This is a genomic window from Lentzea sp. NPDC059081, assembly GCF_042738015.1.
Classification (GTDB): domain Bacteria; phylum Actinomycetota; class Actinomycetes; order Mycobacteriales; family Pseudonocardiaceae; genus Lentzea.
In genome coordinates this window covers 20,388-41,097 of record NZ_JBHYGW010000023.1, presented here as the reverse complement: position 1 = coordinate 41,097, position 20,710 = coordinate 20,388, and the positions used below count along the sequence as shown (strand labels likewise).

Below are 20,710 nucleotides of genomic sequence, written 5' to 3'. Positions count from 1 at the left end.
ACCGCGGACAATTATTTCCACCCCCTGCTCGGCGGTCTGCTGTTCTCATGACAGCGACACCGCAACTGATTCAGGAATCCCGGTCAGTCCTTTTGACGGCTCCCGTCGTCGATGCGGCTTGCCAGAGTTCCGACCTGGGCTCGAAGGCCCCGGAGTTCACGAATGATGGTTTGCAGCAGCGGCACCAACGGGTCATCTGCGGGCGCTGCCTGCGCGTCCACCTCGGGTGGCGTCTTGCCTTGCAGCACGGCACTGAGGTGCTGCGGGTGCCAGTCGAGCGCGATCGACAGCGCTTCGAGAGTGCGCGGGTTTCGCCGGCGCTGAATTCGGCCCTGCTGTATCTCGCGAACGATCGCGTGCGATACGCCGGATCTCTCCGCGATTTCCTTTTGCTTCAAAGCCAGCTCTGCCGCGCGGGCATTGATTGCCTCCGCGACCGCCGACCAGTCCTCCGCCACGTGCGCCTCCGTGCTCCGCCTCAGCGCCGACATTAGCGCGGCTTGCTGACGGAAAACGGACTTGGCGCAGACATCAGCGGAGAATCGGCAGTTATTGCCGCCAATGTCAGCGCCCTCATCGAAGAAATCAGTCTTCTGAAGGGCTCACAGCAATGACATCGAACAGCATGGCGGGCGAACGCTCGCCGATCTTCTACACCGTGACAGAGGCCGCGCGAATCCTGCGTGTCGACGCGGCCACGATCTACCGGGCGATCAGGGAGGACGCGTTCCCCGCCGTGCGAGTGCGGACGCGGTACGTCGTGCCTGCACGTGCGATCGAGGAGTTGGCCCGGCAGGCGGCGGAGTCCAGCGGCGTTGTGGACGTCGCGCAGATGGCCGCTGAAAAGCGCAACGCCCGTGACTTCGAGCGGGCGACCGGGGGTGCGTGGTGAACCCGGAGAACTACTACGAGGTTGTGGCGGCCGACCTGGACCGCTACGCGAAAGTGCCGGATGACGTTCTGCTGGAGATCGTCACACGGGACGGTGCGTGCATGTGGTTGTGGGCCAACGACGACGGCCCCGATTGGGAAGACGATGAGATCACCGATCGCGACGCCGCTGCGCGGTTGTGCGCGGGCTGCTCGGTCCGGCGCTTGTGCTTGGAACTGGAGCTGCGCACGGCCGGTGAGGACACCGTCGGTGTCTGGGGTGGTCTGTCGCAGGAAGATCGCCGTGAGGTTTACCGGGTGTGGCGTGCTCGCCGTGAAGGCGGTGAGCGGTCATGACGATCAACCTGACGCCGACGCAGATCCTCGCTGCGGTGGGTGCGGTCGTGGTGCTGCTGTGGGTCTGGCGAGCGAGTGCCCGACGGGCGAAGGCGGCGGCTGGCGCGGCGCGTGCCGGTGCTCGGTTGCTCTCGCTGACTGGGCGGGTGCTGCTGATGGCCGGGGCGATCGTGGGTGTGCAGTGGGTGGTGATCACGCACCGGGGCGACGTGACGTTGTTGCTCGTGGTGCTGGGTCTGCCCGCGTTGTTCGCGGCGTACACGCTGACGAAGGCGCTCACGATCACCACGCAGGACAGTCCTCGCAGTCGGGGTGACCGGCGATGAGGACGTTGGACAAGGTCCGGGAAGGGGTGGCCGCCTTCGGGCGGCCACCCGCCGCACCGGCTGCTGAGAGGCTGGCCGCTGATGCGGCAGAGGCGGCAGAACTGCGGGCGTACGCTACGCACCCGGACGTGATCGCGCTGGGTGTCGAGCGGGTGCGCGCTCAGGTCGACCGGTTGTGCTGGTCGGGGATCGTGCTCGGTCTCGGCTTCACGATGACCAACGTGCAGTCGTTTGCGGCGGCGGGAACGCCGGCCTGGTCGATGCCGTGGCTGGCGGCATGGCTGCTTGATCCGACGGTGTCGCTGGTGCTGCTGGCCATCCTGCGAGCTGAGCAGGTGACCGCGAGGTACCAGGTGCGAACTGGTGCGTGGACGCGGCGGGCGAAGTGGTTCACGCTCGCCGCCACCTACGTCATGAACACCTGGCATTCGTGGGCGGCCGGGTCGGTGTCCGGGGTGGTGCTGCATTCGGTCCCACCGCTCGTGGTGTTCGTCGCGGCAGAGGCCGTCACGGATCTGCGAGACAAGCTCACGGAGGCCGTTGCGACAGCGTTCAAAGAAGCGTCCACACAGGCCGCAGACGTCACCGCGGACTTGTCTGCGCGCGCCGTTCATGAACCGCCGGAACCCAAGCAGAGCAACAAAAAGCAGCCACATAAGCGAGTGTCGTTTGCCGACTACCTGAGCAAAGCACGTGAAGCGTGGTCGCCTGGTGTCGTGGTGAGCCCGGCATGGGTCCGTGGAGTCACTGGTTGCTCACGCGGCTTGTCGTCCCGACTGTCAGCCGTTCTGATCGCGGAACTGGCAGGTGGTTCCGATGACTGACGCCGACACGGGCCAGAGCCTTCCGGTCCGAGCTGTGTTCGAAGGCGAGTTCGTGAACGACGATTCCGCCGTGTCGCCTCCGTCCTGGTGGCGGAGGCTCGTGAACGCATGGCGGCGTTCACCGCGTGTGCCGCTGTGGGCGAAGGACCGCGTTCACGCGATCCAAGCCCTGAAGGATCTGACGGTGACGGTGCTGCGCTCACCGTTCCGATTCCTCGGTGCCGTGGTGCGCGGTCTAGTGGTCACGGTGCGGTGGTGGCGGTCTTGGGTGACCGTGCGGGACTACCGAGAGGCTGCCGAGCAGTCCGAGAAGCTGGCGGACAAGTTCACCGACATCCGCGCGCTGACCCTGTTCCGCTGGAAGGTCACCGGTGCGGTCGCCACCGCAGTGCCCACGGTCGGCCTGGTGCTGTGGCTGCTCTACGGGCCACGTGCGCTGTGGATCGCCGGAGCCGCCGTCGCGGTGGCGCTGGCGGTGCTGGGACGTCATCGCGACGGAAGTCCTGGACGGCGTGCGGTGCTCTCAGGACCACGCACGCTCACGTGGACGATGGACCCGCAGGTCCTCGTGGACGCGTTCCGAGACGCCAAACTCATCGGCAAGGACGAGACCTTGCGCCTGGTCGAGCGTGCAACCCGACAGGGCGAAGGCTGGGCGATCACGGTTGACCTGCCAGCCACGCGCAAGGCGGTCGACATCGTGAAGAACCGGGATGCGCTCGCATCGGCGCTCGCGGTGGACGAGATCCAGCTCAACGTCGAGCGCGTCCGGGGCAATGGCGGCCATGCCGGACGCGTGGCGCTGTGGGTAGCCGATGAGGACCCCTACGGCACCCCGCCGATCCGGACACCGTTGCTTGCGGCGGACCGGTGGGACGCGTGGCGGCCGGTGCCGTTCGGCACCGACGCTCGCGGCCGCCGGATCGATCTGCCGCTGGTGTGGACGTCGGTTCTGATCGGCGCAATCCCCAGGCAGGGCAAGACGATGGCCGAACGATTGGCAGCCGCGGGCTTGATCTTGGACCCGCACGTTCGGCTCTATGTCGCTGACTTCAAGAACGGGAAGGATTGGAAGGCTGCGGAGCGAGTAGCGCACCGGTTCATGGCGGGCGACGACTCGGAGCACGTCCTCGAGTTCGTCGACTGGCTCGTGGAGCTCGTGGCCGATGTGCAGGCCCGCTATCGCCGGATGCAGGACCTGGACGACGTCACGTGCCCGGAATCGAAGGTCACCCCGTCCATGTCCCGTGACATCGCGCTCGGGATGCCCATCACCGCCCTGGTGGTGGACGAGGTCCAGATCCCGTTGGAAGACCGAACGCCCCTGGAGGTGCAGGGCAAGAAGCTGACCGCCGGCGAGTACTGCGGCGAACTGCTGATGTGGCTCGCCAAGAAGGCACCGGCAGCAGGGGTGATCCTGGTGTTGGCGACTCAGCGCCCGGACGGCAAGACCATCCCATCCGGGTTGCGGGCGGTGCTCGGGTCGAGGTTCGCGCTGCGGGTCATGGACTGGCGCGACAGCAACATCATCCTGGGCGAGCAGATGAACACCCGAGGCTACGACTCCAGCCGTCTGCTGCCCTCTCACAAGGGCGTGGGCATCCTGCGACCGGACGGCGAGACCCAGGCCGGGGCCGACGTGCTGGCACTGACCGTGCGGACGTTCTACATGCCCAACGAAGACTGGCGCGAGATTTGCGCACAAGGCCGCGTCCTACGCGAACAGGAGGGGACTCTCACCGGGCACGCGGCCGGACACACGACACGACCGATGCTCGACCACGCTGCCGTAGCCAAGGCCATCGGTAGCGCCGCACCGGCCAAGTCCGAGCGCGCGTCTGAGATCGAGCTGGCTGAGCCGCTGGCATCCGTTGTGGACTACCTCGCTGACGAACTGGAGAACGGCGACCGCGACTTCGTGCCAACGGCAGAACTCATCGCCGTGCTTGGGGTCGAGCCCACTGCGTTCGGTCGGGAGATGGCAGAACTCGGCTGTCGACCGACACGCGACCGGGTGAGCGATGGCAGCCGCATCCGCCAAGTGCGCGGCTACAACCTCGCCGACATCCGGGCGGCAGTCGAGCGCGCTCACGACTCCACAGCCACCGACACTGAGGTGGTTGGGGATGACCGATAACCCGTCACAACTCGCCCCGAGGACACGTCACGCCGTCACACGGCTCGTGACGGGCCATAAACAGGCTCCAAGCTGCGTAAATGAGCCGCCGTGACACGTGTGACGCGTGCCAGCTGACCTGTCACAACCGCCGCAAAACGGCCGTGTGCCGCGCTCCGATGAGAGAGCGCGGCACACAGCCAACCCGTCACTCAAGCTGCGCTGTCCTTCAACGATTGGGCAGCCTCGATCAACCTGCCAGCGGTGCTCTCGGCGCCAAGAGTCACGGTGGCCAACCGCTCGAACGTCTCGGCGTACGGCCGCCGATCGTGCTCATATTCCAGCCAGGTTCCGCCGTGCAACGTGTCGAGGTACACCACGTCGTCGAAGACTGCCTCGCGGAATGACAACTGGGAGAACGACGTCATCCCTGCGAATGCGCCCACCTCGTCCGGTACCAACCGCACCTGTACTCCAGGAAGATCGGCGAGCGCGGCCAGCCTCAGCAACTGATCGGCCATCGCCAGAGCGCTCCCGATCGGTCGCCGGAGAACGGCCTCTCCCAGGATGAGGTCCAGTCGCAGCGACGGCCCCTCCGTGAGATGGCTCGTCACTCGCGCGCGGTGGGCGTCGCTGTAGTGACGGTGGTTCTGCTCCAACATCGCATCCACCTGGACATGGCGCAGAGCGGACTCGTACTCCGAGGTCCGGACGAACGGCGGCAGCACATCGAGCGCGACGGCTCGCACATGGCTCGCTTCGGACTCCACTTCGTCGTACGTCCACCCGACGCACGATGAGGCATCACCAGTCAGAAGATCGAATTTGATCGGATCGCGAGCGCGCTGAGCCCCCAGCACCACGGGTGCCCGTCTCTCGTTGCTGATTCTGTACGCCAGCGCGAGTGCCACAACGTCGGCATCAACGATCGGGATCAGGGCGTTCTGCAACATCGACGTCTTGGCTGTCGACCAGTGCACGCGCTCGCTGACCTCTACCAGACTGAGCCCGCTTTCCCTGCGCCACAACGCAAGCGCGCGACCAACCGCCCGGTTCTGAAGGTTGGACCTGAAGTTTCTCGGCATGTTCCCTCGCTCTGCGAGTAGGTGAAGCCGACGCGGCGACACGCACCGCGTCGGCTCCCCTTGCCAGCCCTGGTCGTGTGAGACGGAGTACCCGGGCTGGCGGCTCTGTGTCCTCAACAGACAGATCTGTGCGTCGCCGCTTCCTTCTCGGCAGGGCGTGCAGCGTCGTAGAGACGGACGATCAGGTCTCTTGAGTCGACCTCGTCCAAGCTCTTGGCATCAAGCGCACGAATGACCTTTTCGTAGCCCTTGATCGCGTCCGCCTCCTCGATGAGGAGACTTGAGTTCTCGGTGTCCACCCACACCAGCGGCTCATACTTGGCGAAGGTCAGCCGAGTGAACGCACCGGCCAGACCGGCGTGCGCACCCATCGCTGCGGGCACAACGCGGATCGTGATGTTCGTCCAGTTCGACATGAGCAGGAGGTGGAGCAACTGCCCGGTGTACGTCTCGACGTCACCGACGGGCAGACGCAACGCCAGTTCGTGGATGAAGAAGTCACACGTCTTGCCGCCGCGAAGCAACTCTTGCAGGGCGAGCTGCGCTTTCACCCGATCTTGCAGTTCGCCCGCAGGCACCGTGGAGGACGCGCGAAGCACCTCTCCCATGTACTCAGCTGTCTGGAGAAACAGCGGCACCGTGTGCATCTGCCAGCTGGTCAGGGACTCGGCGATCGCCATGTTCTCGGAGAACGTTCGAAGGCGGATGGGCGCACACTCGCCGTGCTGCTGCCACCAGCCTCTGACGTGCGTCTCGGGATACAGCGACATCAGGTGAGCGAACTCGGCGGACTTGACGCGGCACACGCCCAGCAGTGCGGCGACGTCGAGTTGGTTGACCGCGCCCTTGCCGTTCACCACCTCGGAGAGCTTGGCTTCGTCCCAGTCGAGAATCTTGGCGACAGCACGTGCAGTCAGGCCTGCACTGGTGATCGCTGCCCGAACGCCAGCGCCGAACTCGCGGCCACGCGCGGTGGAGATCCTCTTCGGCATGTCTAGTTCCTCGCACCGGGTCGACATCAGATCCGCCGACATCAGCTTCGCAAGCAGCACATCAGGCGTAAATGACCTGACAAAGACCTAGAGCGACGTCCCGCGACCTACACTCGTTGGCGCTGACATTAGCGAGACGGAGAGGTCAGCCGATGAGTTCGTCAGAACGAAGCGGGCAGCCGGGGACGCTGTTCGGTGAGTTGCTACGGCAACGACGGCTGACCGCTGAGGAGTTCAGCCGGAAAGCCGAACGATTCGCGCAGGAACGCGGCTTGAAAGCCACGCTCAGCCCGCGCCATGTTCAACGTCTGGCGTCGGGGGTGCGCGCCGATGGCAGACCGCTGGGACCTCCCAGGCCGGTTACGTGCCGACTGCTCGAAGAGATGTTCAACCTGCCGATCACTCGGCTTCTCGAACCGGCGCAGACTCCCCTGTCAGCCGTGTCTGATGATCTGGAGTTGCAGGCCCGTATTGCCGCCGGGCGGAACATCGATGAGCGCACGGTGGGGCTCTTCCAGCACCAACTCGACATCACTCGGGTGATCGATCGCCGGCTGGGCGCACCCGCCCTGCTGGGTCAGCTCCGTTCACAAATCGAGCAGATGGACGCGGTGCTGGATGACGTGCTCGATCAGGCGACACAGAGACACTTGGCCGCTGTTCTGGTGGACGCTTCCGCGCTTGCCGGATGGCAGTCACTTGACCAGGGACAAACGAGCGACGCGTGGTCTCACTACAGCAAGGCCATCCGAGTAGGCAGGTATGCGCAGTCGCCCGCATTGGAGGCCTACGCGCGCGCTGGACAGGCGGTCGTTCTGCTGGACATAGGAGAGACACAGGCAGCCGTCGACTTGACCCACCATGCGCGAACGAACGCGCGGGGGCAGGTGCCCGATCTGCTGCTCTCATGGCTTTCCGCGGGCTACGGCGAAGCGTGCGCGGCGAACGGTGAGCGCTCAAAGTGCCTCGAAGCGTTTGACGATGCCGCGCGCTACATGCCCGACTCAGACGATGGCGAGACGCCGTATCTCGTCTTCGACTCAACGCACCTGTCGCGGTGGCGCGGCAATGCGCTTGCCCGCCTGGGCGCACGTGAGGCGATCGACGTCCTTACCGATGTCCTGGACCGTCTCGACTCCAGTTTCACGAGAGCCGAGACCACGCTTCGCATCGATCTTGCCCAGGTGTTCACCGCGACCGGCGAGAAAGACGCGGCAGCCGTGCACGCGGAACGTGCACGGCTGCTGTCTGCGCAGGTCGGTTCGATACGTCAGCGCAAGCGGCTCGCCGCTCTAATCGGCTGATTTCTTGTCACGCGGCTTGCGCGTAACCTTCGGCATCCGGGAACCGAGGAGTTCGGCGGCCTTCCGGTCGGATGCCGCTACCCAGGCTGCGTAGACCTTCAAGGTCGTGGCACCTCCGCCACCGTGCCCGAGACGTCCGGCGACGGTCCGAAGGTCAGTTCCGGCCGTCAGGAGTTCGGTCGCGGAGTAGTGCCGCAGCGCGTGAAGGTGCGTCTTGATCCCCAACCGGTCAGCCATCTCCTTGTAACGGCTCGACACGGCGTGTGGGGAGTAGGGAGCGGTCGGGTCAGCCTTCCGGATGCCGGTGAAGACGTACATGTCGTCCGTCAGATCAACGTCCGCCGTGGCGAGCCGGTCACGCCAGCGGTCGCGGTGCTCCATCAGCAACACGACGGTTTCGGTGTCGAGCGCAATGCGCCGCATCTGATGAGTCTTGGTGTCCTTCTCGGTGCCAACTCCACGACGCAGGCGGTAGCTGCGACGGATCTCGACCACGCCTTCGTCCAGATCGATGGAGGACCATTTCAGCGCGCAGAGTTCGCCACGGCGCACGCCCGTGGTCATGACGAACCACACCAGCGTTCCCCAGTCGTCATCCCTCCGGAACGCCTCTTCAGCGAGACGCGCGGCTTCGGCAGACGAAGGCGGCTCCGGTTGTGGCTGCTTCTGTTTCGGTCGCTTCGCGGCCTTGGCCGGGTTGCCGGGAATCCAGTCCCACCGGTCAGCCGCGCCGAGAATCCCGCTGATGATCGAGTGGACCTGCCGCACGGCGGAGGTCGACAGCGGCGAGCACTTGTGCGGCTTGCACTTGGCTTCCTTGCAGTCGTGGTCGCCAGCGGCCTTGTGCTCCACGAACGGCTTGCGGTCACAGCGCACCCGACACCGGCGAAGTTCCGCGTACAGGTTCTCCAGCATCCGAGTGGTCATCTTCCGGACCGGCGTGGAGCCGAAAGCAGGGTTGATCGTGCGGTCGATGTAGCCCACATAAAGCTCGCGCGTGCTGTCCTCCAACTCGCTCACGCGGAGCCATTCTGAGGCCGCGTAGGCGAACGTCGCGTTCGAGCTTGTGGCGCGTTGCGAGTCGACCTCAGCGAGTAGCCGGGTCTGCACTTTGTCGGCGGCTTTGTACGCCGCTTTGTCCGTGCCCTTCACCGACTCGGTGAGGTAGACGTCCTTGCCGGTCACCGGGTCCTTACCGGAGAAGACGCGGACCTGGAGGGAGTTGCCGCGCACGCGGATGCTGCCTCGCGTCCGGCGGTCTTCGGAGCCGTTTGACCTGGTCATGAGCCCATGGTCAACCCGGTGTCAATGGACAGCAACATGGACAGATGATCTTTAGTGGATCTTGGAAACCACCGTCCGTGCTGGTCAGACTGGTGGGGCAGGTCGGATTCGAACCGACAACCTGACAGATTATGAGTCTGCTGCTCTGACCGGTTGAGCTACTGCCCCCTCGCGGCGTCGAACCATCTCCCCTGACGCTGCGTGGTGGAGGATACCGATCACGCCGAACGGGTCTTGCGCGCCCCCGTGGCGAGCGACACATAGGCTTGCACGCGTGCGTTTGACCCTCCGCGACTTCACCCCGGCGGACGAGCCCGAGGTGCTGCGGCTGTTCGCCGACTGCGACGACTGGTTCCAGGCCGCCACCGGGCATCCGTCCGGGCCCGGTGACGTGCAGAGCCTCTTCTACGCGTTGCCGGAGGGGGCGGCGTTCGAGCAGAAGCGGCTGCTGGTGGCGCAGGCCGAGGGCATGATCGGGTTCGTGGACCTCGTGCTGGACCACCCGGCGGCCGGTGAGGCCAGTGTCGGGTTCTTCCTGGTGCCCAAGGACCTGCGGCGGTGGGGCATCGGCTCGGAGATGGTCAAGGCGCTCGCGGAGCGGTTCCCGTCGGTCACGCGGGTGCACGTGCGGCTCGACGACTTCAAGCCGGGCAACGAGTTCCTCAGGGCGACGGGCTTCGTGCCGGACGGTCAGCGGGCCGTGCTGGAGCTCGCGCCGAGGTCCGACGGGCGGTAGCCGTCCGGGTAGCCGGGGTAGGTGCGGTTGCGGGCACGCGTCAGCTTCAGCGAGCGGCGCACGGGCAGGCGGCGCACCACCAAGGCTCGCAGGCGCAACGCCAGCCGTCCGAGAGTGCTCACCCACGACGGGGGTTCGGTGAAGCCGAACGCGCGCACCATCAGCGGGTCGAGCATGCCGATCACGGCTCGGGAGACGAGCGGCTTGACGGCCGCCGGGTACCAGGAGCAGAAGAGGTCGAGCGTGTACTGGCCGATGCGCCGGTTCGACGGCGCGAACACGAAGTGCCGCTCCTCGTAGGCCTTCTTGAAGCCGAGGAACTCGTCGTAGGACGCGGGGATCTCGCGGATGCCCATGCGCGCGCCGACCGCGCGGTAGAAGTGGAACGACGCCAGCCGCTCGTTGTCCGTCAGCGGCCGCCAGCCGTAGCGTGACAACCAGTCGATCGGGTCGTACACGAACGTCGACAGCACGTAGAGCATGTCGTCGTTCGTGATGTCGTAACGGCCGTGCTGGCGGTTCACGACGCGTAACGCCTCACGGCCGCGAGGGGAGTCGTAGCCGTGCTCCACGAGTTCGGCCATGAGCACGGCCGTGTCGTCGTAGCGCTTCTGCGGCCGCCGTTCGAACTCGCCGGTGCGCTCCAGCAGCCCCGAGATCGTCGGGACGCAGTACGTGCGGAAGAGCGCCATCTCCAACGACTTCTGGTAGTCCCACGGGAACTCCAGGCCGGCGGAGATCCGCAGGATCTCCTCGTGGTCGTTCACCGGATCGAGTGACGAGATCCGGCGGAGGTTCGTGAAGCGGGCCATGGCTCCCAAGCTGACGCACACCCGCACAAAGCGAAAGACCCCAGTCGATGGACTAGGGTCTCGGCGATGGCTCCCCCAACTGGACTCGAACCAGTAACCCTGCGATTAACAGTCGCATGCTCTGCCAATTGAGCTATGGGGGAATGTTCTGTTGTTCTGCCTGTCAGGCTTGGTTCCTCCTGACAGTGGGTAACTCTACATGAGCCTCAAAACGGGTTCCGCAAGGACCCCCACTTTGCGGCAAAATGGGCCCTGACCAGGCACGATGAGAGGAGAACCGCATGAAGGGCATCTTGGTCGGTGCGGCGATCGGCTACGTGCTCGGCGCGAAGGCCGGGCGGGAGCGCTACGACCAGATCGTGCGCCTCTGGCACCGCTTCACCGCGAACCCCACGGTGCGCAAGACGGCGAGCCAGGCCAAGGACAAGGCGTTCGAGGCCGCTCACCAGGCGAAAGACCTGGCCGCCGACGCTGCGGAGAAGGCAGCCGAGAAGGCTCCGTGGAAGAACAAGGAACAGGCCAACGGCCGTCCTGTCACGCCGCTCATGTGACGACCTTCACACCTGAGCCACCGCGAAGATCCGTCTGAACGGGAACCAAGTCGTGCCGTCGGCTCGCCGGGGATATGCCTCGCGCAGCCGCGGCGCGAGTTCCGCCACGTAGGCCTCCCAGTCCGGTGAGGACAGTGCCGCGCGGACTGGCCGCAAAGCCGTGCCACTCACCCATTCGAGCACCGGGTCCGGCCCTTCGAGCCGCTGCACGTACGTCGTCTCCCAGACGTCCACAGTGGAGCAGTCGCCCAGCAGGTCCGCGTACTCCACCGGCGCCAGAACGGGCTTCTCCCCTCGGAAGACGTGCGTCAACGACTCCCCCGCCACCTCGCGGATCAGCCGGTGCGACGGGTCCAGGAAGTTGCCGGGCACCTGGAACGCGAGCCACGCGCCCGGCGAGAGCGCCGCCACCCACGATGACACGATCGAGGGATGTGACGGGACCCACTGCAGCACCGCGTTGGACACCACGACATCGGTGTCCGGCAACGGTTTCCACGTGGTCACGTCGTCCACCCGCGCGTCGACGCCGGCGGCGCGCGCGGCCTCGACCATCTCCGGGGACGAGTCGAACGCCTCCACCACCGCGGAGGGCCAGCGGGCGGACAGCGAGGCGGTCAGGTTGCCGGGGCCGCAGCCCACGTCGACCACGCGCCGGGGCTCGGCGGCCCCCACCCGTGCCACGAGCTCGTAGAACGGCCGCGCCCGGTGATCGGCGAAGGCCAGGTACTGCGCCGGATCCCACATGCGCCTAACAGTACACGCGTACTGCTAGCCCGCAAGCTTCGAGACGAGCGGCCCCACGGCCTCGCGCACGGCTTCCAGGCCCACGCCCTCGTCGCCCCGCGCCTGCCACACGAAGCCGTCCTGGCCGGGGATCTTGCGCTGCAGCACCCACACGCCGGGCGACTCGACGCGCTCACGGGCGCGGATCGAGCCCTCCACGCGCTGGCTGATCGCACGCATCACGCGCTGGGGATCGTCGAGCGAGAACCGTTGCGCGGGAAGGTCTTCCAGCAGCACGACGGGTCCCTCTGCGGAGGCCTCGGACGCCTCCACGACCCGCAGCACGCCCTCCCACTTCACCTTGCTGACCAGGTGCCAGCCGATCCGCCGCGGTCCCGGCACCCACAGCCCCAGCGACGTCACCACGAGGTGCCCGCCGCCCTGCACGGTCGTGTGGGCGATCACCGTCTCGTCCGCTTCCAGCGCGCCGGCGAACCCGTCCGGCGCACCGTCGCCGAAAAACCGTCGGAACAGTCCCACTACAGCACTCCCGCGCTCTGCTGCAGGAGCGCCTTGCGGTACTCCTCCAGCGCCACCAGGTCGCCCCACAGCGCCCGGTACTCGTCGGCGTCCTTGATCGGGGACAGCCGCCGCAGCCGCGACTTCACGTCCTCGACCTGCTTGCCGACCTGCACCTCCTGCAGTCGCGCGATCACCATCGACACGTAGCGGAACTCGTCGTTCTGCTTGACCGCCAACGGTTCCACGGCGAGCTCGGTCAGCACCGACCGCACCGACGCGTGCGAGCACTCCTGCGAGATCGCGTCCAGGTACGTCGTGCCCGCGAGCCCGGAGGCGGCACCACCGGCGGCCCGGATCGCGCGGTGCAGCGCCACGTACGCCGGGTCGGTGAACGCCTCGTCGGGCAACGAGTCGTAGAGCGGTCCGGCGTACTCGGGCAGCCGCAGCGCGACCTTGAGCACCTCGCGTTCGGGCACCAGCCGCGGGTCGCGCGGGTTGGGCCGCTGCGGGCCGTCGACCTCCACGCCCAGCGCCATCTGGTTCGGGTCGGTCCGCGGGGCGGCGACCGGGGCCTTGCCGCCGGCGGTCTGGCGGACCCGGCGCACGACCATCGCCTCGTCGTCCCAGCCGACCCACCACGCCAGCCGCGTCGCGTAGCCGTCGCGCTTGGCGCGGTCCTTGATCTGCGCGACGAACGGCACCATCTTCTTCAACGCCTCGACGCGGCCGTCCACCGAGTCGAGGTCGTAGGCCTTGAGCTGCGCCTTGATCGCGAACTCGATCAACGGCGTGCGCCGCGCCACCAGGTCGCGCACCGCCACGTCGCCCTTGTTCTGCCGCAGCTCGCACGGGTCCATGCCGTCCGGCGCCACCGCGATGTAGGTCTGCGCGGAGAACTGCTGCTCCCCCTCGAACGCCTTCAGCGCGGCCTTCTGGCCCGCCTCGTCACCGTCGAAGGTGAAGATGACCTCGCCGTTCACGTCGTCGTCGATCAGCAGCCTGCGCAGCACGTTCATGTGGTCCGTGCCGAACGCCGTGCCGCACGACGCGACCGCCGTCGGCACGCCCGCGAGGTGCATCGCCATGACGTCGGTGTAGCCCTCGACGATGACGGCCTGCTTGCGCTTGGCGATCTCGCGCTTGGCCTGGTCGAGCCCGAACAGCACCTGCGACTTCTTGTAGATCACCGACTCGCTGGTGTTCAGGTACTTCGCCTGGATCGGGTCGTCGTCGAAGATCCGGCGCGCGCCGAACCCGACGACGTCACCGCTGATCTCCTTGATGGGCCACAGCAGCCGCCGGTGGAACCGGTCGATCGGCCCCTGCCTGCCCTCCTTGGTGAGCTGCGACTTGATCAGCTCCTGGAGCTCGAAACCCCGTCCCAGCAGGTGCTTCGTCAGCTTGTCCCAGCCGCCCGGCGCGAACCCGCAGCCGAACTGGCGTGCGGCGGCCTCGTCGAACCCGCGCTCGGCCAGGAACTCGCGGGCCTGCTGCGCCTCCGGGGTGGCGAGCTGCTCCGCGTAGTACTCGGCGGCCGCCTTGTGGGCCTCGATGAGCCGGCTGCGCGTGCCCCGGTCGCGCTGGATCGTCGCGCCGCCGCCCTCGTAGACGAGCTGGATCCCCGCCCGGTCCGCGAGCCGCTCGACGGCCTCCACGAACGACAGGTGCTCGACCTTCATCACGAAGGCGATCACGTCGCCGCCCTCGCCGCAGCCGAAGCAGTGGTACGTGCCGTGCGACGGGCGCACGTTGAACGACGGCGACTTCTCGTCGTGGAAGGGGCACAACCCCTTCAGCGCGCCGCCACCGGCCCTCTTGAGCGAGACCTGGTCCCCCACGACCTCGTCGATGCGGCTGCGCTCACGCACCAACGCGATGTCGCTCTCCCTGATGCGTCCTGCCACGCCCCCGAGTCTAATCCTTTGGCAAACTGCCAACCGTGACCACGGCCGACGTCTTCGGACTGCACCGCACGCACCTGATCGGCGTCGCGTACCGCCTGACCGGCAGCGTCGCCGACGCCGAGGACGCCGTGCAGGAGGCCTGGCCGCGGTTCGCGAAGGCGGAGGGCGTCGAGGACCCGCGGGGCTGGCTCACGACCGTGGTCAGCCGCATCTGCCTCGACCGGCTGCGGTCGGCCGCCGTGCGCCGCGAGACGTACGTGGGCTCGTGGCTGCCGGAGCCGTTGGTCACGACCCCGGAGGACGACGACCCGCTGGCGGCGGTCGTGCGGTCCGACGGCGTGCGCATGGCGGCGTTGGTGCTGCTCGACAAGCTCACCCCGGACCAGCGCGTGGCGTTCGTGCTGCACGACGCGTTCGCCGTGCCGTTCGGCGAGATCGCGGACGTGCTGGGCGTCTCGGAGGCGGCGGCCCGGCAGCACGCGTCCCGGGCCCGCAGGACCGTGACGGGTTCCACACCGCCACCGCGCGCCGCGCTGGACGAGCAGCGCGAGGTGCTGGAGAAGTTCCTCACCGCGATGGTGAACGGCGACATCGACGCCGTGCTCGGCCTGCTGCACCCGGACGCGGTGATGATCGGCGACGGCGGTGGCAAGGCGCGCACCGCCGTCAACACGGTCTCCGGCGCGGACAAGGTCGCCCGGTTCTTCCTCGGCCTGCTGCGCAAGTACGGCTACCCGGAACACCGGCCGGTGCTCGTCAACGGCGACCTCGGCATGGTCATGGCCGCGCAGGGCGAGGTGGCGTCGCGCGTCACCACGTTCACCGTGCACGGCGGCAAGGTCGCCGCCATCTACGACATGGCGAACCCGGACAAGCTCACGCACGTGGAGTTCTGACTACCACCTCATGCGCAGCAGCTTCCCGACGTCGCGCAGCTTCGGGATCGCGCTGACGACCTTCATCTGGAGCCGCCCGGCCCTGGGCAACGCCTCGACGTGCGGCAGGTCCACGCTGCGCCACGCGTCCACTGTGGTCAGTCCGGGGTGCACCGCCTCGATCTCGGCCGGATCGTCGACGCCCCAGTGCAACGTCGCCCCGGCGTTGCGCACCGCCGGGACGAGCCTCTGCAGCTTGACGCCCCACGACCCGTAGACGTCGAACAGCAGCTCACCGCTGGAGAACCGCTCGGTGATCCGCCTGACCAACGCGTGCCCTTCTGCCTGTGTCAGGTACATCGACAGGCCTTCGAACACCGCCACCACCGGCCGGTCCGCGGGAACGTCGGCGAGCCACGCGTCCTCCGTGACCGACGACGCCACGAGCCGGTAGTCGCCGCCGGGTTCGGGCAGGAGCTTGTGCCGCAACGCGACCACGTCCGGCATGTCGACGTCGACCCACCGCACGGTGTCCGGCCGCTCGACCCGGTGGGCGCGGGTGTCCAGACCGCAGGCCAGGTGCAGCACCGTGCACGACGGGGTGCGCGCCAGGAACTCGCGCGTCCAGTCGTCCAGCACCCGCGCGCGGATGGCGACCCCGACGGCCGAGGTCAGGTTCATCCCGGTCTTGGCGAAGTCGTAGTCGATGCGGTCGACCGCGCGCTTCGCCTCGTCGTCGTGCAGCACGGAGAGCGGCCGCCCGCTGTCGACCGCCCGGCCGTACAGCGTGGCGAGCATGGTCTCCTGGGCACCCGTCAGGGTGATCTTCTCCACCCTCCTAGTGTGTCGGGACGCGGCAGGCGTCACCACTGGTGAACCCCTGGTCCTTGATCTCGAACGCGCTGTTGAACCGGGCGCGCTGGTTCTCCAGCGCGATCTGGTAGGTCAGCGCGACGAGCTCCTCGCGCCCCAGCAGCCGGTCCAGCTCGGCGACCTGCTCGTCGGTGACGGTGACGGGCGTGTCGGTCATCGCGTCGGCGTAGGCGAGCGCCTTGCGTTCGAGGTCGGTGAACAGCTCGGACGTGGCATACGAGTCGATGTGCTCGAGACGTTCGATGTCGAGCCCGTCGTGCTTCATCAGCATGGCCCCGAAGTCGACGCACCACGAGCAGCCGAGCTTCACCGCGGTCCGGTAGACGCAGAGCTCGAACAACGGCCCGTGGCCAGAAGGCGCCACCGCCTTCTTGACCGCCAGCTCGTGCCGGCCGCTCGCCACCAGCAGCCTCGGGTGGTGCGCCATCACCGTGACGGGTTCCGGCACCGCGCCGAACTCCCGCCGGGCGAACCAGTACACGGCCCTGGTGAGCAGGCCGGCGTCCTTCGTGGAGACTCCCTTGATCCTCGTCATGACCACTGGACGGGACAGCGTGACGAAATGTGACACCTTTGGGTGACTGGGCTCCTGGGGCGGTCACTCATAGGGTCCACGCATGAGCAACGACTTCGTGCTGGACATCGACCACGAGTCGGCCGGCCTGCTGGCGGGAACGCTGCTGGCGGGCGACTCGTGTGCGGTGCCGGTGCGACACCAGAACGTCAAACTGCTGCTGTGCGCGCTGCCGGGCGAGGACGGGATGCGCCTGTTCCTGCGGCGCAACACACCGAACTAACGGCGGTCGTAGACCTCCACGTACTCCATCAGCAGGTCGCGCGACCGTTCGTTGTCGAGCGCGATGGCGTGCATGCGCTGGAAGATCGTCACAGCCCGTTCGACGGTCTGCTCGTCACTGGCGAGCGTCCAGTTCGCGAGGTAGACCAGCGGCGGTTCGTGCTCGTACTGGATCAGCGCGTAGTCGAGCCCGACCGCCGCCGCACCGCCCGCGCTCACCGGCACGATCCGGATCGACGGCGCGTGGAACAGCAGGTGCAGGACCTGGTCCTCCATCAGCCTGTTGCTCCCGACGACGGTGTTCAGCGCGTACTCGTGGATGAAGAACACGCACTGCGGCAGGACGCCGTCGCGTTGCAGCTCGGGCGCCGGTGCGAGGCCCAGGGCCGTGGCCAGGGCCTTCGCGTAGCACTCGGTCCGCAGGAGGACGGGGATGGTCACGCCGCTGAAGCAGGTGATCCGGGTCGCGCCCGCGGCGGCGAGCACGACGAGCTGCTCACCGGCACCGTGCTGGGTCATGCCTGGAACGGTAAAGCCGTGATCATGATCTCGCCGCGCGAAACGCTCGCCCTACAGGGCGAATGCGCTTTCTAAATGATCACGGTCGGGCTACCTGCGCGAGGAAGTAGACCGCCTTCGAGGCCGCGTGGCGGACGGCGAGCAGGAACGGCCGGTCGACGGTCACCACGACCGGGTCCACCGGGATCTCGATCGACACGGTCCGGAACGTGACGGCGGTGGCCGCGGCGCCTTCGAGGCCTTCCTCGTCGATGCGCAGGACGGCCTCGTGCACGACGTCGTCGACGAACATCCGCTCGTCCGGGGAGAGCCCGCTGAAGTCGGCGTCACGCGCGAACATGCGCTCCACCCCGAGCTGCCGCACCGCCTCCTTCAGGGCGAACTTCGCCCGCACGTCCACTTTGGGCAGTGACAGCTCCAGCCTGGTGAGGTCGGAGGCCTCGAACGCGGACGGGGAGAGCGGCTGGTCCAGCGAGGAGTCCGGCAGCAGGACGACCGCCTCGACGCCCGAGTCCGCGGGCAGCACGATCGTCTGCCAGCCGTCGCGGTGGGCGTAGCGGAACTTCCCGGTGACCTTCATCGTGGGCACGTCCACGTCACCGCCGGGCGCGTGGAACGGCTTGGGCGCGGTGTCCCAGGCGGCGAACGGGGTCAGCCAGCCCACCTTGAGGTACAGGGCGTTGACGATGATCGCGGCGGCGTCGGCCGGCGGAGGGCTGTCCAGCAGCTCGGGGACGAGGCCGCGGGTGGTCTCGGCGACGTCGGTGTTGACGAGCTTGCGGACGGTCGACGGGTCGTTGAACGCCGTGCGCCGCACCGAGGATGTCAACGAGAAGCCCGGGTCGAGCGTCAGGTCGTCGTCGGCCCACAACGTGTTCGCGACGGCCAGCTCGGGCACGTCGAGCGCGTCGGCGGGATCGAAGTCCGACAGCAGCCCGTCGAGCTCGGCGCGGGTCTCGCCGCGGGCGGCCTCACGGGCCAACGCGAGCGCGCTGGCCACCGAGAACGGCGACCAGCACGCGGTGGTGGACGGATCAGGTACGGCGACGCGGTGCAGGTTCAGGGCGAAGTCGGCCTGATCGGTCACAGGTGCTCCCTAGTGGCGTGGGTCTGGCAGTGACATCACGATCGGATCGTCCGGGACGGGCCGCTCCCCCGCTCCTCCCATCGGCCCGAGAGGTCTGGGATGACGTGGTTCGCGCACTCCGGCCGAACCGTCGTCGTCCTCGTCGTCGTCGAAGCCCGCTGGAACGGCTTCCCTGCTGGGTCTCCGCCACGGCCACGGTCGGCCCGGCGGTCTGGATTCGTCCGCCATGACCTCGAAGCTACGCCGATGCGCGGTGCCAGGCCACGGCCTGCGCGTCCGTGAGCAGCGCGACCTGGTCGACGACGACGCGAAGCCTTGCCGCGTAAGAGGAAGCGGCCGCGAACACCGGGCGGAACGCCGGGTCGAGCAACGTCGGCCGCTCCATCAGACGGGTGACGAGACCGGCGATCAGCTCGCGTTGCTTCGCCTGCATGGCGAGGCGCGCGGGGTCGCTCATCACGTACCGGACGGCCATCGCCTTGAGCAGCGCCACCTCCGCGGCTACCTGGCGCGGCACCTCCAGCGAGGCGTTGTAGCGCGTCAACGCCCCGTCGCCGTGCACGGCGCGGGTCGCGGTGACGGCCGCGGAGGCGAAGCGGCCGACCAGTTCGCTGGTGAGGTTCTTCAACGCCACCTGCGCGCCGAGCGAGCCGTCGTACTCGTGCTCGGTCCAGTACGCGATCACCGGCAGCGTGAGCAGCTCCTCAGCGGTGGCCTCCAGGTCCGCCACGGACTCGTCGGAGAACGTCTTGGCGGCGAGCGAGGCGATGGCGGCGCGTTCGTCGGAACGGGCCAGCGCGCCGAGGCTGATGCGGTGGGCCAGCACACCGTCCTCGACGTCGTGCACCGAGTACGCCACGTCGTCGGACCAGTCCATCACCTGTGCCTCGATGCACCGCTCACGGTCCGGTGCGCCCTGACGCATCCACTCGAACACCTCGACGTCGTCCTCGTACACGCCGAACTTCACCATGCCGGGCGTGCGCGTCCACGGGTACTTCGTCGACGCGTCGAGCACCGCACGGGTGAGGTTCAGGCCGTGCGCGGACTTGGGCTCCAGGCGCGCGAGGATGCGGAACGTCTGGGCGTTGCCCTCGAAACCGCCGCACGGACCCGCGAGCTCGTTGAGCGCTCTCTCGCCGTTGTGCCCGAACGGTGGATGGCCGATGTCGTGCGCAAGACCGGCCGTGTCGACGATGTCCGGGTCGCAGCCCAGCTCCTCGCCGATGCCGCGGCCGATCTGGGCTACCTCCAGCGAGTGCGTCAGACGCGTGCGCGGCACACCGGTGACCTCGACGCCCTCACCGGGTCCGACGACCTGGGTCTTGCCGGCGAGCCTGCGCAACGCCGCGGAGTGCAGCACGCGGGCGCGGTCACGGGAGAACGGCGTGCGCGTGTCGGTGCGGGCACCCGGCAGCGCGGCGCTCTTGGGTCCTTCGGGGAGCAGGCGCTCCGCGTCGTGGCCGGTGTATCCCATCACCCGATTTTAGGGAGGTTGAGCTCCTCGAACACGCCGGCGTGGGCCTTCATCAAGCGGTAGTACAGCAGCGCTCCGGTCTCGCGCTTGATGTAGAACCACTGCGTCTCCCGCGTCTGCACGTTCGGGCCGACGCGGGTCGGCGACGTCCAGGCCTTCAGACCGGCGTCCTCGGCCATCGTGCGGGCGCGCAGCGAGTGCCACGGGTCGCTGACGATCACGGCGGTCGACAGGTCGCGTTCCTTCGCCACCGACGCGACGGCCCGCAGCGAGCCGAGCGTGTCCGCGCCCTCGCCGACCTGCAGCACCCGGTCCTCCGGCACACCCCGCTTGACCAGCCAGAGCTTGCCGACCTGGCCCTCGGTGAAGTTGTCGCCGGGCTGGCGGCCGCCGGTCGTCGCGATGTAGCTGACCACACCCTCCTGGTAGAGGCCCAGCGCGTGCTCCAGCCGGGCTTCGAGCACGTCGGACGGCACCCCGTTGTACTGCGCGGCACCGAGGACGACCGCCACGTCGGCCTTCGTCCAGTCGTCGACGCGCGCGACCTGCCACACGCGGAACGCCGTGCCGCCCACCACGAGCACGCCTATGACCAACGCCCCGAACACGAGGCGCAACACGATCCGGCGAATCCTGGCGAATGGTTTGAGGGGCGTGGTCCGCACGCCCTGCAT

General features: G+C 67.7%; 24 protein-coding genes and 2 tRNA genes. 10 read left to right on the top strand and 16 right to left on the bottom strand.

The annotated features are described in order from the left end of the window. Window positions 1–83: 83 nt before the first annotated feature. The gene (locus ACFWV3_RS35210; RefSeq protein WP_382417860.1) at window positions 84–458 is read right to left on the bottom strand and encodes a helix-turn-helix domain-containing protein; all 375 of its coding nucleotides are present in this window, start codon (window positions 456–458) and stop codon (window positions 84–86) included. 152 nt (window positions 459–610) lie between these two features. Here ACFWV3_RS35210 and ACFWV3_RS35205 point away from each other — a divergent pair, with 152 nt between their 5' ends. Genes ACFWV3_RS35205 through ACFWV3_RS35185 form a run of 5 tightly spaced genes read left to right on the top strand, consistent with a single transcriptional unit; the run spans window position 611 to window position 4,514 of the window. Further along, window positions 611–892 (top strand): helix-turn-helix domain-containing protein, encoded by a 282-nt coding sequence (locus tag ACFWV3_RS35205; RefSeq protein ID WP_382417859.1) that lies wholly within the window; start codon window positions 611–613, stop codon window positions 890–892. After that, entirely contained in the window at window positions 889–1,227 is a 339-nt protein-coding gene (locus tag ACFWV3_RS35200; RefSeq protein ID WP_382417857.1) for a WhiB family transcriptional regulator, read from the top strand. The genes ACFWV3_RS35205 and ACFWV3_RS35200 overlap by 4 nt, the downstream gene beginning before the upstream one ends. Then, window positions 1,224–1,553: a hypothetical protein gene (locus ACFWV3_RS35195; RefSeq protein ID WP_382417855.1), complete on the top strand. Its 330-nt coding sequence runs from the start codon at window positions 1,224–1,226 to the stop codon at window positions 1,551–1,553. Before ACFWV3_RS35200 ends, ACFWV3_RS35195 begins: the two co-directional genes overlap by 4 nt. Next, the gene (locus tag ACFWV3_RS35190; protein WP_382417853.1) at window positions 1,550–2,377 is read left to right on the top strand and encodes a hypothetical protein; all 828 of its coding nucleotides are present in this window, start codon (window positions 1,550–1,552) and stop codon (window positions 2,375–2,377) included. The genes ACFWV3_RS35195 and ACFWV3_RS35190 overlap by 4 nt, the downstream gene beginning before the upstream one ends. Next, window positions 2,370–4,514, top strand: coding sequence for an FtsK/SpoIIIE domain-containing protein (locus tag ACFWV3_RS35185; protein ID WP_382417851.1), 2,145 nt, complete (start codon window positions 2,370–2,372; stop codon window positions 4,512–4,514). The genes ACFWV3_RS35190 and ACFWV3_RS35185 overlap by 8 nt, the downstream gene beginning before the upstream one ends. A 191-nt stretch (window positions 4,515–4,705) precedes the next feature. Here the strand turns inward: ACFWV3_RS35185 and ACFWV3_RS35180 are convergent, their stop codons facing one another. Together ACFWV3_RS35180 and ACFWV3_RS35175 are read right to left on the bottom strand one after the other, a co-directional pair. Beyond that, window positions 4,706–5,578 (bottom strand): Scr1 family TA system antitoxin-like transcriptional regulator, encoded by an 873-nt coding sequence (locus tag ACFWV3_RS35180; protein ID WP_382417849.1) that lies wholly within the window; start codon window positions 5,576–5,578, stop codon window positions 4,706–4,708. Between the two features lie 113 nt (window positions 5,579–5,691). Continuing rightward, a complete protein-coding gene (locus ACFWV3_RS35175) occupies window positions 5,692–6,570 on the bottom strand; it encodes a helix-turn-helix domain-containing protein (protein WP_382417847.1) in 879 nt (292 codons plus the stop codon). A 152-nt stretch (window positions 6,571–6,722) separates the two neighbouring features. Between ACFWV3_RS35175 and ACFWV3_RS35170 the strand changes: the two genes are divergently transcribed. After that, on the top strand, window positions 6,723–7,874 hold the full coding sequence (locus ACFWV3_RS35170; RefSeq protein WP_382417845.1) for a hypothetical protein: 1,152 nt from the start codon (window positions 6,723–6,725) through the stop codon (window positions 7,872–7,874). Here ACFWV3_RS35170 and ACFWV3_RS35165 read toward each other — a convergent pair. Together ACFWV3_RS35165 and ACFWV3_RS35160 are read right to left on the bottom strand one after the other, a co-directional pair. Next, a complete protein-coding gene (locus ACFWV3_RS35165; RefSeq protein ID WP_382417843.1) occupies window positions 7,863–9,158 on the bottom strand; it encodes a tyrosine-type recombinase/integrase in 1,296 nt (431 codons plus the stop codon). The two genes, ACFWV3_RS35170 and ACFWV3_RS35165, sit on opposite strands and share 12 nt — an antisense overlap. Before the next feature lie 90 nt (window positions 9,159–9,248). After that, window positions 9,249–9,326, bottom strand: a tRNA-Ile gene (locus ACFWV3_RS35160). Window positions 9,327–9,432: 106 nt separating this feature from the next. Between ACFWV3_RS35160 and ACFWV3_RS35155 the strand changes: the two genes are divergently transcribed. After that, on the top strand, window positions 9,433–9,894 hold the full coding sequence (locus ACFWV3_RS35155; protein WP_382417842.1) for a GNAT family N-acetyltransferase: 462 nt from the start codon (window positions 9,433–9,435) through the stop codon (window positions 9,892–9,894). Here ACFWV3_RS35155 and ACFWV3_RS35150 read toward each other — a convergent pair. After that, window positions 9,849–10,706: an oxygenase MpaB family protein gene (locus ACFWV3_RS35150; protein ID WP_382417840.1), complete on the bottom strand. Its 858-nt coding sequence runs from the start codon at window positions 10,704–10,706 to the stop codon at window positions 9,849–9,851. The two genes, ACFWV3_RS35155 and ACFWV3_RS35150, sit on opposite strands and share 46 nt — an antisense overlap. A 67-nt stretch (window positions 10,707–10,773) precedes the next feature. Continuing rightward, a tRNA-Asn gene (locus ACFWV3_RS35145) sits at window positions 10,774–10,849 on the bottom strand. Window positions 10,850–10,987: 138 nt separating this feature from the next. Here ACFWV3_RS35145 and ACFWV3_RS35140 point away from each other — a divergent pair. Then, window positions 10,988–11,257: a YtxH domain-containing protein gene (locus ACFWV3_RS35140; RefSeq protein ID WP_382417838.1), complete on the top strand. Its 270-nt coding sequence runs from the start codon at window positions 10,988–10,990 to the stop codon at window positions 11,255–11,257. A gap of 6 nt (window positions 11,258–11,263) precedes the next feature. Here ACFWV3_RS35140 and ACFWV3_RS35135 read toward each other — a convergent pair whose 3' ends face one another. From ACFWV3_RS35135 to dnaG, 3 genes are read right to left on the bottom strand one after another with little or no spacing between them, the layout of a single operon-like run. Next, entirely contained in the window at window positions 11,264–12,004 is a 741-nt protein-coding gene (locus ACFWV3_RS35135) for a trans-aconitate 2-methyltransferase (protein ID WP_382417836.1), read from the bottom strand. Between the two features lie 24 nt (window positions 12,005–12,028). Then, window positions 12,029–12,523 carry a hypothetical protein gene (locus ACFWV3_RS35130; protein WP_382417834.1) on the bottom strand — a complete coding sequence of 165 codons (495 nt, stop codon included), beginning with the start codon at window positions 12,521–12,523 and terminating at the stop codon, window positions 12,029–12,031. Next, the gene (dnaG, locus tag ACFWV3_RS35125) at window positions 12,523–14,409 is read right to left on the bottom strand and encodes a DNA primase (protein WP_382417832.1); all 1,887 of its coding nucleotides are present in this window, start codon (window positions 14,407–14,409) and stop codon (window positions 12,523–12,525) included. The genes ACFWV3_RS35130 and dnaG overlap by 1 nt, the downstream gene beginning before the upstream one ends. Before the next feature lie 35 nt (window positions 14,410–14,444). Here dnaG and ACFWV3_RS35120 point away from each other — a divergent pair, with 35 nt between their 5' ends. Beyond that, window positions 14,445–15,305: a sigma-70 family RNA polymerase sigma factor gene (locus tag ACFWV3_RS35120; protein WP_382417830.1), complete on the top strand. Its 861-nt coding sequence runs from the start codon at window positions 14,445–14,447 to the stop codon at window positions 15,303–15,305. On the opposite strand, the gene ACFWV3_RS35115 is transcribed toward ACFWV3_RS35120, so the two are convergent. Together ACFWV3_RS35115 and ACFWV3_RS35110 are read right to left on the bottom strand one after the other, a co-directional pair. After that, complete coding sequence (locus ACFWV3_RS35115) at window positions 15,306–16,118, bottom strand: class I SAM-dependent methyltransferase (protein ID WP_382417828.1); 813 nt, start codon at window positions 16,116–16,118, stop codon at window positions 15,306–15,308. Window positions 16,119–16,122: 4 nt separating this feature from the next. Then, entirely contained in the window at window positions 16,123–16,692 is a 570-nt protein-coding gene (locus tag ACFWV3_RS35110) for a carboxymuconolactone decarboxylase family protein (RefSeq protein WP_382417826.1), read from the bottom strand. Between the two features lie 82 nt (window positions 16,693–16,774). On the opposite strand from ACFWV3_RS35110, the gene ACFWV3_RS35105 reads away from it, so the two are divergent. Then, window positions 16,775–16,954, top strand: a complete 180-nt coding sequence (locus ACFWV3_RS35105; protein WP_382417824.1) for a hypothetical protein — start codon at window positions 16,775–16,777, stop codon at window positions 16,952–16,954. Here the strand turns inward: ACFWV3_RS35105 and ACFWV3_RS35100 are convergent. From ACFWV3_RS35100 to ACFWV3_RS35085, 4 genes are all read right to left on the bottom strand, one after another. After that, window positions 16,951–17,472, bottom strand: a complete 522-nt coding sequence (locus ACFWV3_RS35100) for a Scr1 family TA system antitoxin-like transcriptional regulator (protein ID WP_382417822.1) — start codon at window positions 17,470–17,472, stop codon at window positions 16,951–16,953. The genes ACFWV3_RS35105 and ACFWV3_RS35100 overlap by 4 nt on opposite strands. A 79-nt stretch (window positions 17,473–17,551) precedes the next feature. Continuing rightward, window positions 17,552–18,559, bottom strand: a complete 1,008-nt coding sequence (locus ACFWV3_RS35095; RefSeq protein WP_382417820.1) for a serpin family protein — start codon at window positions 18,557–18,559, stop codon at window positions 17,552–17,554. 238 nt (window positions 18,560–18,797) lie between these two features. Continuing rightward, entirely contained in the window at window positions 18,798–20,036 is a 1,239-nt protein-coding gene (locus ACFWV3_RS35090) for a deoxyguanosinetriphosphate triphosphohydrolase (protein WP_382417818.1), read from the bottom strand. Continuing rightward, complete coding sequence (locus ACFWV3_RS35085) at window positions 20,036–20,701, bottom strand: YdcF family protein (RefSeq protein ID WP_382417817.1); 666 nt, start codon at window positions 20,699–20,701, stop codon at window positions 20,036–20,038. The genes ACFWV3_RS35090 and ACFWV3_RS35085 overlap by 1 nt, the downstream gene beginning before the upstream one ends. Window positions 20,702–20,710 lie beyond the last annotated feature (9 nt).

Bases quoted from the DNA above. Each gene is read 5' to 3' on its own strand.
- ACFWV3_RS35100 (WP_382417822.1), bottom strand. From the start codon at position 17,472: ATGACCCAGCACGGTGCCGGTGAGCAGCTCGTCGTGCTCGCCGCCGCG.
- ACFWV3_RS35105 (WP_382417824.1), top strand. From the start codon at position 16,775: ATGAGCAACGACTTCGTGCTGGACATCGACCACGAGTCGGCCGGCCTG.
- ACFWV3_RS35110 (WP_382417826.1), bottom strand. From the start codon at position 16,692: ATGACGAGGATCAAGGGAGTCTCCACGAAGGACGCCGGCCTGCTCACC.
- ACFWV3_RS35195 (WP_382417855.1), top strand. From the start codon at position 1,224: ATGACGATCAACCTGACGCCGACGCAGATCCTCGCTGCGGTGGGTGCG.
- ACFWV3_RS35205 (WP_382417859.1), top strand. From the start codon at position 611: ATGACATCGAACAGCATGGCGGGCGAACGCTCGCCGATCTTCTACACC.
- ACFWV3_RS35185 (WP_382417851.1), top strand. From the start codon at position 2,370: ATGACTGACGCCGACACGGGCCAGAGCCTTCCGGTCCGAGCTGTGTTC.
- ACFWV3_RS35150 (WP_382417840.1), bottom strand. From the start codon at position 10,706: ATGGCCCGCTTCACGAACCTCCGCCGGATCTCGTCACTCGATCCGGTG.
- ACFWV3_RS35170 (WP_382417845.1), top strand. From the start codon at position 6,723: ATGAGTTCGTCAGAACGAAGCGGGCAGCCGGGGACGCTGTTCGGTGAG.
- ACFWV3_RS35165 (WP_382417843.1), bottom strand. From the start codon at position 9,158: ATGACCAGGTCAAACGGCTCCGAAGACCGCCGGACGCGAGGCAGCATC.
- ACFWV3_RS35140 (WP_382417838.1), top strand. From the start codon at position 10,988: ATGAAGGGCATCTTGGTCGGTGCGGCGATCGGCTACGTGCTCGGCGCG.
- ACFWV3_RS35190 (WP_382417853.1), top strand. From the start codon at position 1,550: ATGAGGACGTTGGACAAGGTCCGGGAAGGGGTGGCCGCCTTCGGGCGG.
- ACFWV3_RS35090 (WP_382417818.1), bottom strand. From the start codon at position 20,036: ATGGGATACACCGGCCACGACGCGGAGCGCCTGCTCCCCGAAGGACCC.
- ACFWV3_RS35180 (WP_382417849.1), bottom strand. From the start codon at position 5,578: ATGCCGAGAAACTTCAGGTCCAACCTTCAGAACCGGGCGGTTGGTCGC.
- ACFWV3_RS35175 (WP_382417847.1), bottom strand. From the start codon at position 6,570: ATGCCGAAGAGGATCTCCACCGCGCGTGGCCGCGAGTTCGGCGCTGGC.
- ACFWV3_RS35135 (WP_382417836.1), bottom strand. From the start codon at position 12,004: ATGTGGGATCCGGCGCAGTACCTGGCCTTCGCCGATCACCGGGCGCGG.